The sequence below is a fragment of the Enterobacter asburiae genome, assembly GCA_011754535.1.
In the GTDB taxonomy this organism is placed as follows: Bacteria; Pseudomonadota; Gammaproteobacteria; order Enterobacterales; family Enterobacteriaceae; genus Enterobacter; species Enterobacter cloacae_N.
The window spans coordinates 94,661-111,006 of record JAAQVN010000002.1 but is presented as its reverse complement, the minus strand read 5'-3'; the positions used below and the strand labels follow the sequence as shown (position 1 = coordinate 111,006).

The window sequence follows — 16,346 nt, the reverse complement described above, 5'->3', positions numbered from 1 at the left end:
GTATTAATCCATCATTTTCATGAGGATTGATGCATTACTGACCCTTATTTACTATTCCAGGCATCCTTCCAGTTCAGTCCAATACCTGGTTCATAATGCAGGGCCGACGAGCTGCCACACCATGCAGTGTATGGCCATGGTTTACATTCGAACAAATCTCCGTTTTTGTTTTTCACCACATCACCTGCCTTATAGTCTGTACCGGGCTTATACAGTGGGTACTGACCGGTTTCAGTTTTAGCTGGTACGGTGATGTCCCGCTCCAGTTCACGCATCTCTTTACCTGCCGTAACCTTAACTTTCACCTTCAGGTTCTGAACCTGTTTGTTTTTGGTCACGGTAAAACTCTGCTGAGGCTGGCCGTTACTCCCCCCCTGGGCACCTGCCGGCAGGGTCCACGCGTAACCAGGAGTACTGGTTGCAGCAGATGAAGATGCCACGTTGCCACTGAAGGTAACGCTGTCGCCGTTATCTGTTGACTGCATGGACAGGCTCAGGGCATTAATAAACGCCTGATCGTTGTTCTGTGCCTGTTCCTCTACCTTAATGGTGTATTCTGCGGAGGCTTTACGCCCGCCTTTATCACTTCTTGCAAACACCTCAGCAGTGTAATCACCGCCAGGCAGGTTTTTAGCAATCTGGCCGCTGGCATCAATGCCACCAGAAACGTTCTCCCCGTTGCGCTTCAGAGTCCAGTCATAGGTGGCCTGGTCAAAGTTGGCTCTGGCCGTCAGTTTTACCGGGTTAGCCGGAGACATGTGAGAATCGCCAGTAATAGACACTGCGGGCTTAACAACGTTAATGGTCACATAAGAATGTCCCGTTTTGCCATTCTTGGTAGCAGAGACTTTGAATTTTGCATACATATCAGAAATGTGGCTCTCATTTTGCTTGGGAACTACAATTTCTGCAGTGGATTTGTCGTAAGACTTCAGGTAAATATTTTTATCGCCCTCAGCCAGTTCCCACTTCCATGTAACATCGTCCTGACTGCTGTTAGCGGACACCTTATAACCAAAGCCAGTGTTAGTTGTGGCAACCACGCTAAGGCTGGTTCTGTCGAGCGTAACGGCCGGTGCGTCGATTTCGATATCATCCGAGCAATATGCTTTACCGTCAAAATTATAATTCTGTGCCCCAGAGAGGATTTCATCCACTTTTACCGGAACATCATTCTGAGATTGCAGTACTTTGGTGTCGACAACACCATTGTAGTGCTCAGTAAAGTTGTAGTAATCACCACTACTGCGTTTATTACAAACCGCCGCGTTCATACTGTTCAGGATCAGTCCATTATCATTGGATGCTGCCCATGCGAATAGACCGCCCAGCTTGTACTTCTTAACCAGGTCACCTTTTGCAATGACAGAACGCTGAGAGTCGAAGGTTTCAACTTGTGCAGTTGGATTTCCGTTCACGCTGCTGATTGGTTTCCAGATATAAGCCGCTTCAGCCTGCTTATCGTAGTAAGTGTCCACCTTCTTACTAATAAATGTGTCGTAAAGTTCACGATAATCGGTTACACCGTGCTCATAGCTACCGTTGCTGCCAAGTCCTTTACGGCTGACAGCTTCACCGTTGGCAATACCGTGCCAGAAGAGTTTGTCATGTTCTGGCTTAACGCTAACGCTGTGCCATCCACGACTGTAAGCTGCCGCCCCAACGACCAATTTTTCTGACGGGAAATCAGGGTTGTTATCGAGAATAGCTTTAACTGCACCTTCGGTACTGAAGCCTCGTTGGGCTTGCTCACCTGTCATGGAGTTCCCCTGGCCATCGATGATAATGTTTCCCGCTTCATCTTTGACTTTGTTCTGGCTTCCCGGTTGATAATAGGTACCGGCGATAGGTTTGGCATATACAGCAGCCTGATGTCCTGGGTTGCGGGCAAAGGCGCCATACATGTCATAGGTCATGATGTTAATAAAGTCGAAGTCATCTTTCAGACTATTAAAATCAATCGCTGCAAGTTTTGCAGGAGAAGCACTGACTGCCGCACTTAACTGCTTACGTTGTGAACCGGAGTACTTAGCGTCCATCGCTTGGCGCAGTTGTTTCACCAGTTTGGTGTAGCGACTGCGTTCTTGTTGATAACCATCTGTTGCCAGGTCACCGATCGCGGACGGCCCAGTGGAGCCGACAAATTCCCAGTCAAGGTCTATACCGTCAACAAATGGATTTTCTTTAAGAAAATCCATCACGGAATTAACAAAGATAGTTCGTCCTTCCTGGGTTTCAACCATCGCATGGAATGGCGAACTCATCGACCAACCGCCGATAGAGACCATCACGTTTAGCTTAGGATTCGCTTTCTTCATTTTTTCCAGCGCTTGCAGACCGTAGTAGGATGCCTGCGGATCATAGCGAGTGACATTAAAATCACCCTGCTGTTTGGCCGGTGTATCTTTGCCCTGCCAGGCCGTTGAGCCATTTTCTGTTGGGAAGTCGCCCTGACCACACATTGCCTTAAGAATTTTCTGACCACGCTCGTTGCCCTCAGCAACCAGCCCAGTATTTTCAGTGACCGGCAGTGTGACGTTACCTGGGCGAGTAGAGTTAAAATCGCATAGGCCCAGGAAACTCCAGAAAATATGAGTCAGGTTATTGGCAGGTACTAAATCAGCAGTGAAAGAGCGCTCCCAGTATGCCCACTCATCATAGTACATACCGACGATTTTATTGCTGTTATGCTGAAATGGCACATTTTTTTCGAGATTTCCTGCAAAGCCGTTTTCACTATCTTTAAGAATCAGGCTATCGCTGTTGCCAGACGAAGGATAAATATCACCAGGATTAGTGTAATCAACTTTATAAACACGATAATTTTTCGGGCTGTGTGGATGTAACCCTTCCATATCGTTGCTCCAGGATTTCCACTGAAGCTTAGTTTTTAGACGATCGCCGCGGTGGCGGCTTACCTCTCCTGCAGAACCACGCTGCTCTGCAACCACTTTACCACTTTCATTTGGGGTAACTTCTACCGCAAACGCATGAGTACCATAAATTGCAGACAGAGTTGCAAGGGCAATAATAGATAATTTTTTCACGAGATAACCTCCAATGTTATTCAGTGAAAAAGATAAACAAAATGTTTCCGATGCACTTTAAGTTTTTGTTCAAAAGATGTGCAGAAATGTCTTTCCTTTTATTAGAACAAAGAGAGGGGAGGGGGCTTATTGTGAATTATGGAGGGCTGCACCTAACTCATTGAATAGTGCCGTTAATTACATACAAGAACTATCTCAATCATTATGAGATAAAACTAATGTCTTTACATCACAGGATATGGCAAAGTGAATTTAACGGCAGAGATATAGCGTTATCGCGACATTACTCTACTGTTAGTTTCATAAACTTCCTAAATCCGTGCTTTGATAAAAATAGTCTTCTAAAAAGTTGTCTACATTTTAATCCGCTCATTTTGATCCCGTGAGCGGTTTTTTTTAGAAGAACAAGTAGCCCTCTCGGGTTGATGCAGTAGCAAGTACCTTTAAATGTTCTGACAGAATATGCATCCTTCATTTCCCAATTTCTGGTTTTGGATTTGACCCTATATATCCAGACACTTTTCCTCTCTTACGGTTGCGATAACTTCCTGTGTCTATATTCCTGTGGTGAGCGATATCCCAGCGCACTGTGCGGATGATGTTCGTTGTAATGACTGAACGCCACCGCCAGGTTCATCGCCGCTGCCTGGCTGTCCGGTTTCGGCATGATGCTGATGTAGTTCCGCTTTATCGTTTTCACGAAGCTTTCTGCTATGCCGTTGCTTTCCGGGCTACGGACTGCTGTTGTGCACGGCTCCAGTCCCAACATCCGGGCGAACGCCCGCGTTTCATGCGCCCTGTACGCCGAAGCGTTATCCGTCAGCCATTCCAGAGACTCTGTGGGCAACTCCCTTCCAAAGCGTTTTTCTATCGCGCCCAACATGACATCCTGCACCGTTTCTTTGTCATAGCCTCCGGTACTGGCTGCCCAGTCGATTATCTCTCTGTCACAGCAGTCCTGCGCGAAGGTCACCCGCAGCTTTTCGGCATTGTCACAGCGGAACTCGAAGCCATCTGAGCACCAGCGCCGGTTGCTCTCAGCTACCGCCACCCGCCCTTTATGTGCCCGCTTCCGCTGATGATCAGCAGGTTTACGTTCAAGAAGCAGGTGGTGGGCTCGCATAATACGGTATACCCGCTTTGCGTTAACCACCGGCAGACCCTCCTGACTCCCGTCGCAGCAACACCCACAAACGGCGATGACCATACGTCGGTAAATCAGCCAGCGCCGTGCTTATTCGGGATAACACAGCGCTGTCGTCAAAACGGGATTACCGCCTGCACTCCTGCCAGTCAGACGGGCGGTGAACCCTGATACTCAGTTGCGCACGCGATACACCGATACTCCGGCAGACGTCGGTTAGTCGTCGTCCCCAGGCAACAAGGGCGCATGCGCAATCCATTTTTTTGCCCGGCCGAACTTCACGGCCTCTTTAAGTATTTCTGCTTCCATCGTCTTTTTACCCAGAAGTCGCAGGAGTTCGCGGATTTGCTTATTGGCGGCAGCCAGTTCGGAGGCCGGGACGACATCTTCACCGGCAGTAACAGCAGTCAGCGATCCCTCTTCATACTGTTTTCGCCATTTGAAGATCTGGTTGGCATTAATGCCATGCAAACGAGCAACGTGGGACACGGTCATGCCCGGCTCCATGGTCTGCTGAAAAATGGCAATTTTTTCCTGCGGAGTACGACGCCGACGCCGCTCAGGTCCTGATAATACCTCAACCATCTTATTATTCGGACTGGTGTTAAACATAGCTCCAAGACTTTTAAGAGAGGCAAAGTGTCTGGTAATCTATGGGGCCAGTCTAGGCATTTACAGCTCGGTGGCCTACATTAAAGGTAAGATAGGTTGACGTAACTGGTATTCTCATCGACAAGAAAAAACGAACTCTGCCGTTTAGACAGAGTTCGCTCGTATTAATCCATCATTTTCATGAGGATTGATGCATTACTGACCCTTATTTACTATTCCAGGCATCCTTCCAGTTCAGTCCAATACCTGGTTCATAATGCAGGGCCGACGAGCTGCCACACCATGCAGTGTATGGCCATGGTTTACATTCGAACAAATCTCCGTTTTTGTTTTTCACCACATCACCTGCCTTATAGTCTGTACCGGGCTTATACAGTGGGTACTGACCGGTTTCAGTTTTAGCTGGTACGGTGATGTCCCGCTCCAGTTCACGCATCTCTTTACCTGCCGTAACCTTAACTTTCACCTTCAGGTTCTGAACCTGTTTGTTTTTGGTCACGGTAAAACTCTGCTGAGGCTGGCCGTTACTCCCCCCCTGGGCACCTGCCGGCAGGGTCCACGCGTAACCAGGAGTACTGGTTGCAGCAGATGAAGATGCCACGTTGCCACTGAAGGTAACGCTGTCGCCGTTATCTGTTGACTGCATGGACAGGCTCAGGGCATTAATAAACGCCTGATCGTTGTTCTGTGCCTGTTCCTTTACCTTAATTTTGTATTCTGCCGAGGCTTTACGTCCGCCTTTATCACTCCAGGCAGATACCTCAGCAGTGTAATCACCGCCAGGCAGGTTTTTAGCAATCTGGCCGCTGGCATCAATGCCACCAGAAATGTTCTGCCCGTTGCGCTTCAGAGTCCAGTCATAGGTGGCCTGGTCAAAGTTGGCCTGTGCTTTAAGCCGAACAGATTCGTGAGCCGCGGTTTCCGTAGGCCCCGTTATTTTTACCTCAGGCGAAAGTGCCTGAACCTCAACAATCTTTTTATCCTCCCCCGTTCGATTTTCGGCTGTCACTTCAAAACGCGTACTTACGGCCTCAACATTTTTAGGAATAACCACTTCCACCGTGGCTCCTTCTTGGGTTTTAGTGTAAATACGGGCGTCCCCACCAATGCGCCTCCAGCGATAACTCACATCGTCCTGATTACTTCTTGCAGTAACGCTATATCCAAAGCTGGTATTATAAGTCGCAACTGCCGTGATTTTATCTCGGCTCAAACTAATCTGCAGCACCTGTTCTTCACCTGGTTGAGGTAACTCCATTTCTGCCACTTTTCGTCCTGCAGAAGCACTAAAGTTTAATCCCCATTTTGTGAAGTATTGACGTAAATCATATCCCGCAGCTTGGCTATAGGCTACTACACTAAAGTCGATTACCTTTTCTTTCGACCCCAGAAGATAATTAGTCTTATCCGCCAGACTGTTCCCTGGCGCAGCCTTAATGGCTTTTAAGCGAGCCTGATTGACTTTTGGGAAAAAGTTCTCTCCATATGAGAAGCGCAGACGAGAGAAGAAACTAAGTTGCTTGAAGAGATCTTTAATAGCGCTGTAGTCTTGATACTCAACATTTGATGCCAGGAAGTTTTCAACTGCCTTCTTATCCCAGTTTCCATCTTCTGTAGTAATATCAGAGTGGCACTTATTAAGGGGTACTTCATGACCCTTAAACAGCTGGCAGGCTTCTATTGAATAACGGTTAACTTGTATCTCAGAAAATAGATTCAGGGCTTCACGGGTTGGTTCATACTGATGTCCGAATTCGTGCCAAACGCCCCAGTCATTATGTAGCTTGTCAGAGCTAAATCCTATACCCACATAACCATTACGATAATCTGCATAGCAGCAAGTATCATAGTTTGCAAACATAGAGCCCATGGAAGAGGTGAATAGAGGGTCGGAGCCATCCATGCCGTTTATCTTTTCGTAGAGTGCAATAATACGAAGGTTCGACCCCAACTCTTTCCCGATAATTTCTTTAGTGCGCTGAGCCATTTCATTGGGAACAACGGTATTGGCGTGTCCGTCATAAAGAAATGCGAAACCTGCACGGCTGGCTGTCGTTTTGGCTGCCTGCCAATCACTTTGAGTGCTCTGACCTAAAATAAACAGATTACTTTTATCTCCTCCACTGACCTTAAGCGAAACAAACTGTCCGTTCTGTTGTTTATCAGGATCTCCACAGCCTAAGAGCAAAATACCTGATTGTTTGAAGGTATAATAGTTATCACTGTTAGGTGTGAGGGGGAGTTGGTTCAGATACATTTCATCTTTATTGCTAAAATCCCGTCCCGTTGCTGCATAGCAGTTTGCACCTTTAGGGATATTACCAGTATTGATCGTTATAGTCTGACCAGTTTCACCGAATGTACGGGTAAAGTAGAATATACCTCGGCCCATCGTTGCATAATGCCCGTTTGGCCAGTCTTTTGTTTCATGGTGTGCGACAGGCATATTATAGTGATCGGGCGTTTCAGGGGGATACATATCCATCGTACGTTTTAGCCAGAACAAGGCTGTACGACTGTCTGCGGATTCCTGTAATCCTTTTTCGGTATCCTGCCGTAGTGCGTCGAGGCTGTAGCCAATGTGAGGAAGGGCTTCGACAAAACCTGGATTAGAGCTGAATTCTTCCCACCAAGGTGAAGTATTCATATTAGCCACACTTGCAGATAGCGGTGAAGATAAAGCTAAGGTTACCCCTAATGTTAGTGCATTAATTTTCACAATGTCCCTTTGGATTAATGAATGGAATTTACATTTTTTATTTTTTTGTCATATTTATATACAAGATATACGGGGTAAGCGACGAAGAAAAATCTTGGTTGATATGAGATTTTAGTCATGTGAGTAAGGGTTTTTCTCGATAAATATTGAGATTTGAGATGATATGATTAAAGAAATATCATCATAAGTGATGTTCCTTATGGGGATGGTTTATATCGCCACAAGATTATTCTTAATTACCGATTTTTTCTCATTACAATGTTGTTATAAATTTATCATTATTAGATTAAGTTTATTTTAAGCTAGTTGCAACCCCTTATAAATAAGGGTTTCACATATTTCATTGGTATTAAATATAACAGCAATTATTTATAAGGAAAGGAATGGATGAATGAATACTTTCTGCTTAAAAAATTATGATATGCGTTTATCTTATTTACTGCTAGCTTCGAGTTTAATCAATCATGATAAAGATTCTACGATGTTTCGTTGAGGAGTATACGAAGAAGTAGCTGAACACCTGAATAAGGCGGATGGTGAGGATGAAATCACGGCCTAGCTGGATCCAGAGCATCGCCAGTGATAACAGTGTTACGGCACTCCAGCGGTGGAGTGCCTGCGTATATCCGGCGCGCCGGAGGTGGGGCAGATCTCCCGAGGGTGGAATATACCTTCACGGCGAACGGGGCCGGTACGGATGTGTCCAGGAAAACCCAGAGTGTGGTCCGGATAGACTAGAAAAGTCTTCCCTGTGTTCCCGGTCTGATCTGTCACCTTTGTATCCAGTCATACAGAACTGCTACCCTGGGACATCACACTGCCAATTGAATAACACATCCACGTCAATACGGCTCTAGGTGTAAGCTTAAGTATTTATCCTTAATACGACAGAGCAGTTTGAATTCTTAATTCATAAATGGATCAATTATGTCGCAGTCCCCAGACGTTTCTTTTTCCATTACGATCATTATCTTTCCTGAAGATGTTGCTGACGGGGCAATTTTTTCAGACATTTTCCAACCGTCCTTGAAAGCATAATAAACTGCTTTCCCCTGAGCTTTGTTACTGTATTTATCACCAATTAAAAATGTTGAAGTAGAATTGGCTGTATCAATAATTACCACTCTTTGACACTCCTGGGCATATCCAAAAGATGTGGAGATTATGCCTATAGAAATAATCATTGTTTTTAATTTTGACATTAGAAATGTCCATTATCGTTTCAGTAATAGATAAGTGCAGTATAACATTTATTTTAGGGCATGGACAACACTCCCTGGTATTGTTGCAAACGCTGGTGAGGGTTCTGTCGCATTAAGGGGATGTGGTTTATCATAATCCGGAAAGCTGGTTGAGCTTGGTCATCAGCAAAATCGGCGACTGGCATCCAACTAGGTTCATGAAATACTCCTGTCATCTGTAAAATAATCCTTACTTCACGCCCTTAACGGGACGCTTACTGCCATCAGCCCTTCGGGCTGACGAAGTTTCGGAGGCCGACGGGCTGAAGCGACCCACCATGGAGCCCATGTGTATAGCCATTCATGGGCACGAGTGGTCGCTGTATGCGTTTCTGGCGGCTTATCGTTTTTAGGTCGTCTTTTGGTAAAAGGAGGCCATATTGTGCTCTGGCCCCTTTACGTATCAGGTATCCTACGGCCAACATCGCTGGATTTGCATCCCCGCAGGTTAATCCATGTAGGTATAATCCACAGACGACCAAGCTTCATTGACGCAGTCGTTTTTACGTTTCAGCACCTTCACCGTTGAGAAACCGAATAAGGGTTTCAGCCAGTCTTTTCCGGTTAGTTCACCATTACTATCAGTAGTGCCAGAATAGTGTCTGTATACTCCCCCGGCTCCTTCCCCCATCGGGAAAACCCCGGTTTCAAAGCAGATAGGCAGGTTGGGCATCACGTTGCCATTTTTTGTTGCTCTCGCTTTCCAGGTATACCAGATACCCACGCCGTCTTTCTCTCTTTCAAGAATCGTCACCTTAAATTCGACCTCAGGGATAAACCGATAGTCCCAGCTGGTTTTGGCGCCTCCTGCACTGAATTTAATCTGTCCGCTCCCGGCCTTTTTCGGGTATAGATGCACGTAAAGATACCCATCGCCGTCGGTGCTGCCATGATTAGGGAAAGTAACAACGCTGATGGCATCCTGGTCATATTCCAGACGAACGGGTTGACCGATTAAGCCAGCATTGCTGTCTCTCTCTGTCAGTCTGACGTACATTTCAATGTGTTCATCAGTGTCTGCACTGGTATCACCGCCAGGCTCCAGCTTCCATACAGACTGCGTAATCGCACTCCAGCCAGTACTGTGAACATCACCCTCCGTATTCTGCTGGTCAACCAGCGTCACTCGGGCGAAGATCCGGTAATCTATGTCCCCAGTTTTCAGGGTATACTGCCGTCCGGTTTCCCCTTCTATTTTCTCCGGGCGGCCAAACTCGTCTTTATAAACGCGATACCACTCAATCCGGCTATTGCCCTCCGGAATATTCAGATATGAACCGTAACGCCAGTTTACAGTCACGGTGGTTCCGGGACGAAGGCTGTCAGGCGGTGCCAGCGTAGGTCTCTCCACGAAATAGGCTTCAGACTGCTTAATAGCATAACGCGGTGAACGGACTTCCAGACCCGCTATCCCCCCCGGAGTCAGTGGCGTGACGCGGGCTTCCAGTCCGCCGCGGTTTTTCATGTCACGTGTCAGCGTCAGGGAGTTCTGTTCTCCTACCAGTCTTTCGACATCTTCCAATCCATTATTGCCGACGATGTACCAGCGTACCTGGAATTGAACGTCACTGCGGGCAGCCTGCCAGCTGGCGGTGACAGTCTGTCCCACCACCTTCAGTCCGTTGATATCAACATTGCTGATAACCGGCAGCGAGCCTATCGGTTGTGACGGCGCACTGCACTCGGTCGTCGTGGAAACCGTGCCTTTTGCATCCACCAGTTGAACACAGGCAGTCAGGGCATAGCCTGCATCTTCCGCAACGGACCGGTAGGTGCGGGCCGTCTGACCTGCTATTTCCTGGCGGTTACCACCATCAGGAGAAACGCGGAACCAGCTGTAGCGACTCTCTCCTTCGCTGACCTCCGGGTGAGATCCGTACCCGTAATTAAGCGTCAGTAGGTCGCCCGGTGAAAGCCCTTCCGCGGGGCTGACAGACGGCATTTCGCTGAAGAACGGTTCTGCAGGCAGAATTGTGTAACGTGGTGAAATAACCTCCTGCCCGGACACCGTATTTTCATTCAGCGGCGTGACGCGAACTTCGAGCTGGCCACTTTGCATCATTTCCTGTGTGAGCAACAGGGTGGCTTCCTCGCCGACCAGCGTCTCTGTACTCGTGTCGGCGACAGTGTACCAGCGTACCTGGAATTGAACGTCACTGCGGGCAGCCTGCCAGCTGGCGGTGACAGTCTGTCCCACCACCTTCAGTCCGTTGATATCAACATTGCTGATAACCGGCAGCGAGCCTATCGGTTGTGACGGCGCACTGCACTCGGTCGTCGTGGAAACCGTGCCTTTTGCATCCACCAGTTGAACACAGGCAGTCAGGGCATAGCCTGCATCTTCCGCAACGGACCGGTAGGTGCGGGCCGTCTGACCTGCTATTTCCTGGCGGTTACCACCATCAGGAGAAACGCGGAACCAGCTGTAGCGACTCTCTCCTTCGCTGACCTCCGGGTGAGATCCGTACCCGTAATTAAGCGTCAGTAGGTCGCCCGGTGAAAGCCCTTCCGCGGGGCTGACAGACGGCATTTCGCTGAAGAACGGTTCTGCAGGCAGAATTGTGTAACGTGGTGAAATAACCTCCTGCCCGGACACCGTATTTTCATTCAGCGGCGTGACGCGAACTTCGAGCTGGCCACTTTGCATCATTTCCTGTGTGAGCAACAGGGTGGCTTCCTCGCCGACCAGCGTCTCTGTACTCGTGTCGGCGACAGTGTACCAGCGTACCTGGAATTGAACGTCACTGCGGGCAGCCTGCCAGCTGGCGGTGACAGTCTGTCCCACCACCTTCAGTCCGTTGATATCAACATTGCTGATAACCGGCAGCGAGCCTATCGGTTGTGACGGCGCACTGCACTCGGTCGTCGTGGAAACCGTGCCTTTTGCATCCACCAGTTGAACACAGGCAGTCAGGGCATAGCCTGCATCTTCCGCAACGGACCGGTAGGTGCGGGCCGTCTGACCTGCTATTTCCTGGCGGTTACCACCATCAGGAGAAACGCGGAACCAGCTGTAGCGACTCTCTCCTTCGCTGACCTCCGGGTGAGATCCGTACCCGTAATTAAGCGTCAGTAGGTCGCCCGGTGAAAGCCCTTCCGCGGGGCTGACAGACGGCATTTCGCTGAAGAACGGTTCTGCAGGCAGAATTGTGTAACGTGGTGAAATAACCTCCTGCCCGGACACCGTATTTTCATTCAGCGGCGTGACGCGAACTTCGAGCTGGCCACTTTGCATCATTTCCTGTGTGAGCAACAGGGTGGCTTCCTCGCCGACCAGCGTCTCTGTACTCGTGTCGGCGACAGTGTACCAGCGTACCTGGAATTGAACGTCACTGCGGGCAGCCTGCCAGCTGGCGGTGACAGTCTGTCCCACCACCTTCAGTCCGTTGATATCAACATTGCTGATAACCGGCAGCGAGCCTATCGGTTGTGACGGCGCACTGCACTCGGTCGTCGTGGAAACCGTGCCTTTTGCATCCACCAGTTGAACACAGGCAGTCAGGGCATAGCCTGCATCTTCCGCAACGGACCGGTAGGTGCGGGCCGTCTGACCTGCTATTTCCTGGCGGTTACCACCATCAGGAGAAACGCGGAACCAGCTGTAGCGACTCTCTCCTTCGCTGACCTCCGGGTGAGATCCGTACCCGTAATTAAGCGTCAGTAGGTCGCCCGGTGAAAGCCCTTCCGCGGGGCTGACAGACGGCATTTCGCTGAAGAACGGTTCTGCAGGCAGAATTGTGTAACGTGGTGAAATAACCTCCTGCCCGGACACCGTATTTTCATTCAGCGGCGTGACGCGAACTTCGAGCTGGCCACTTTGCATCATTTCCTGTGTGAGCAACAGGGTGGCTTCCTCGCCGACCAGCGTCTCTGTACTCGTGTCGGCGACAGTGTACCAGCGTACCTGGAATTGAACGTCACTGCGGGCAGCCTGCCAGCTGGCGGTGACAGTCTGTCCCACCACCTTCAGTCCGTTGATATCAACATTGCTGATAACCGGCAGCGAGCCTATCGGTTGTGACGGCGCACTGCACTCGGTCGTCGTGGAAACCGTGCCTTTTGCATCCACCAGTTGAACACAGGCAGTCAGGGCATAGCCTGCATCTTCCGCAACGGACCGGTAGGTGCGGGCCGTCTGACCTGCTATTTCCTGGCGGTTACCACCATCAGGAGAAACGCGGAACCAGCTGTAGCGACTCTCTCCTTCGCTGACCTCCGGGTGAGATCCGTACCCGTAATTAAGCGTCAGTAGGTCGCCCGGTGAAAGCCCTTCCGCGGGGCTGACAGACGGCATTTCGCTGAAGAACGGTTCTGCAGGCAGAATTGTGTAACGTGGTGAAATAACCTCCTGCCCGGACACCGTATTTTCATTCAGCGGCGTGACGCGAACTTCGAGCTGGCCACTTTGCATCATTTCCTGTGTGAGCAACAGGGTGGCTTCCTCGCCGACCAGCGTCTCTGTACTCGTGTCGGCGACAGTGTACCAGCGTACCTGGAATTGAACGTCACTGCGGGCAGCCTGCCAGCTGGCGGTGACAGTCTGTCCCACCACCTTCAGTCCGTTGATATCAACATTGCTGATAACCGGCAGCGAGCCTATCGGTTGTGACGGCGCACTGCACTCGGTCGTCGTGGAAACCGTGCCTTTTGCATCCACCAGTTGAACACAGGCAGTCAGGGCATAGCCTGCATCTTCCGCAACGGACCGGTAGGTGCGGGCCGTCTGACCTGCTATTTCCTGGCGGTTACCACCATCAGGAGAAACGCGGAACCAGCTGTAGCGACTCTCTCCTTCGCTGACCTCCGGGTGAGATCCGTACCCGTAATTAAGCGTCAGTAGGTCGCCCGGTGAAAGCCCTTCCGCGGGGCTGACAGACGGCATTTCGCTGAAGAACGGTTCTGCAGGCAGAATTGTGTAACGTGGTGAGCATATTTCCTCACCTTTTAGCCCACCAGGACTCAATGGTGTGACCCGGACTTCAAGTGCTCCCTGAGTACGCATCTCTTCTGTAAGAGTAAGCGTAGCACCTTCCCCTACCTGTTTTTCATCACCTGCATTATTCACAGTTACCCAGCGAATATCGGCACCGTTGTTTACGGTGGGGTCAAGTGCTCGATGACCTGTCCAGATGGCGTTGACAGTCTGGCCGACTATCACCGGGCCGATAATATCAACATCCTGCACAGTTGGGCGACGTAGGCCCTGGATTCGGGCTTCTACTGGCTGGCCGGTTATGCCTGCCCGATTTTTGGGGATAACACGGAAGACCAGCACCTTTTCTGCATCATGTTCACTAATCGTATACGTTTTCTCCGAAGAGAGTATGGCATCCGGAGCATCCTCGTAGTACCAGCTAACAACTGAGCCACCTACGGCTTCATCCTCACCATTATTGTCCTGATAACTGTAATGGCCCGTGAGTTGATTCTCTAAGGCCATTTCTCCGCTGATTGTGACATCAGTGGCGCCCGGCAGTGCATCACCTGGCTGGATGGTTAGGGCATAGCTCGTCTGTCGACGTGCTTTGCCGGTGCGCTGATGATGTTCTGTGGCATAAATCGTGGTTTGCCCACGACGTAATGGCGTGACCATACCATTGGTGGCGTCCACGCTGGCCAGTTCGGGCTGTGCTGAGTGATAGATAACCGTACCAAATGCCCCCTGTACTGTATGAGTGAAGGGGGGACTTCCAGCTTTCGCGCTCATTGTCGCCGGCTCAAAGCGCAGGGGGGTATCTTTACTACGCCGCTGGTAAGCAAGAACAATGTCGTTATTCCGGGTTACGAATTCGTTGCGTGACTGCAATAACGAAGGGGATAAAGTAACGTTGGCCGGATCCAGTAGTTCTGAAAATTTGCGGCCAAACTCCCAGGTCAGCTGTATGCCTATCCTAATTTCATCATCCTGATCGGTAATAAGGCGATGTTCGGCCAGGCTGCTCAGTAACGGGACGGGTTGCCAGCGTATCCCAAGCGTAAGGCCTCCGGGGTTTTTACTTGATTGATCACGGTTGCCGGTCACATCCACCTTATCACCGTACCACTTAAACCAGCTGGCGTTGACAGAAATATGGCGTGATAACGCTGTAATGACATTCACGTCCCAGCCACGTGCTGGGCGCTCATAAAGTGAAAAATAATCAGAATCATCCAGAAAAACGGTATCGGATGAGGAACGCCAGCCACTCAGAGGAATGTAGTAGTTCAGGCTACTGCGGAACTGCTCTGTCCACAACTCCAGACCCAGCCCCAGACGGTTGTGATGACGTGTTATATCATGATCAACAAAGACGTTACTGCCTGTCATCAGTTGGGGAGTTGAATTATGACGCCAGCCAAGCCCGAGGTTGACAATATCACGTGAGTTTTTACGGTGGGCACTCAACTGAGTAAAAAGAATATCACTCGGCCAGACAGCAAAAGGGTATAGGTAATCCAGGCCGACAGAGGGCCGACCCTGTTTGCTGGTCCCGCTATCCAGCGTAACACGGGCTTTACTGTTCTTGCCATTAAGCCAGGATTCAACTTCGGCGGTAAGTATGTTATTAAGGTGCTGACTGGCCGCGGAACGCAATGCGTTATTCATCCCTGACATTTGGATATTTTTTCCTAGTGATGCCGCTTGTTGTGTCAGCATCGACGCGCGTTCATTGTGTACTTCTGACACAGATTTAGGCCTTTCAGTTGGCACAATTACCCATTGACCTCGCAGGTCTTTTAGTTGCGCTGGCGATTTAACTGCATGGTTAAGCCTGAGTAATTGCGTGTGTGAGAGTTTTCTGTCAAGCGTGAATTTCAGGATGTCTTCATCTTTACCGATGTAATTAAGCGTTACTGCGGGATAATGACGAGTGTAGGCATTATCATCGGGCAGCAATAGCCATTCGGTCAGTTTAAGCCCATAGCGTATCGCCAGCTCATTTTGCAGAGCTGGTAAATCCTTAAGTTCTGGAGCCAGATATTTTTTAATATCCTGCGTCGTTACTGCGGGTGTTTTATAATAAAGAATGTACCGCTGCTCGGTAGGTAGATTAGTCACAGTATTATTAGCACTTAGAGTGCTAACAGTAAAAATAAAAGCGGTAAATATCAGAAAACGGGAAAGTCGTTGTAATAACTTATTTTCAGACGCACGCGCGTCCTCTCTATTTTTAAATATCATAGTAACGATCCTTGTCGATTCGTTATCTCAGTCGCGAATTGTGTACGTTATGCTACCCCTCTGACCTCATGGTTTTGCAGGCCGGAGGAATTGCGTTTCAATGGATTTGGGCATCCACAATGGGTGACCGATGTTCCTGCCCTTAATCTATAAAAGAAGATTCTTATAGCTAAATATCGTCGATATGTAAAAAAAACAGGCTGCTTTAATAATTCAATATTTTTTTTTCGGGAGTTATTCGTTTTTTTTAGTTGGCTAAAATAACCCCCCCCTTAAAAGAAAATGATGATTTCATGAGATTTTTCAAGTTTTTATGTGAATTAATGATATCATATTTGTGGTTTTGTATTTTACTCGACAAAATTGCACTCCCATCGTCCTCTGCTCTTGCACCGGACTGCTCTGGTCGCGAGGAACTCAT

At 49.1% G+C, this 16,346-nt stretch carries 5 protein-coding genes and 1 pseudogene; 1 reads left to right on the top strand and 5 read right to left on the bottom strand.

Translation table 11 applies throughout. The features are described 5' to 3' along the window. Positions 1-44: 44 nt before the first annotated feature. The 3 genes and pseudogenes from HBM95_23440 to HBM95_23430 form a co-directional block, all read right to left on the bottom strand. On the bottom strand, positions 45-3,047 hold the full coding sequence (locus tag HBM95_23440; GenBank protein NIH45828.1) for a hypothetical protein: 3,003 nt from the start codon (positions 3,045-3,047) through the stop codon (positions 45-47). Between the two features lie 529 nt (positions 3,048-3,576). Then, positions 3,577-4,776, bottom strand: a pseudogene (locus HBM95_23435) (IS3 family transposase). A 232-nt stretch (positions 4,777-5,008) separates the two neighbouring features. Continuing rightward, the gene (locus HBM95_23430; GenBank protein NIH45827.1) at positions 5,009-7,522 is read right to left on the bottom strand and encodes a hypothetical protein; all 2,514 of its coding nucleotides are present in this window, start codon (positions 7,520-7,522) and stop codon (positions 5,009-5,011) included. A 391-nt stretch (positions 7,523-7,913) separates the two neighbouring features. Between HBM95_23430 and HBM95_23425 the strand changes: the two genes are divergently transcribed. Then, positions 7,914-8,015 carry a hypothetical protein gene (locus HBM95_23425; GenBank protein ID NIH45826.1) on the top strand — a complete coding sequence of 34 codons (102 nt, stop codon included), beginning with the start codon at positions 7,914-7,916 and terminating at the stop codon, positions 8,013-8,015. 412 nt (positions 8,016-8,427) lie between these two features. Here the strand turns inward: HBM95_23425 and HBM95_23420 are convergent, their stop codons facing one another. Then, positions 8,428-8,724 (bottom strand): hypothetical protein, encoded by a 297-nt coding sequence (locus HBM95_23420; protein NIH45825.1) that lies wholly within the window; start codon positions 8,722-8,724, stop codon positions 8,428-8,430. A gap of 487 nt (positions 8,725-9,211) precedes the next feature. Next, the gene (locus HBM95_23415; protein NIH45824.1) at positions 9,212-15,925 is read right to left on the bottom strand and encodes a hypothetical protein; all 6,714 of its coding nucleotides are present in this window, start codon (positions 15,923-15,925) and stop codon (positions 9,212-9,214) included. Positions 15,926-16,346 lie beyond the last annotated feature (421 nt).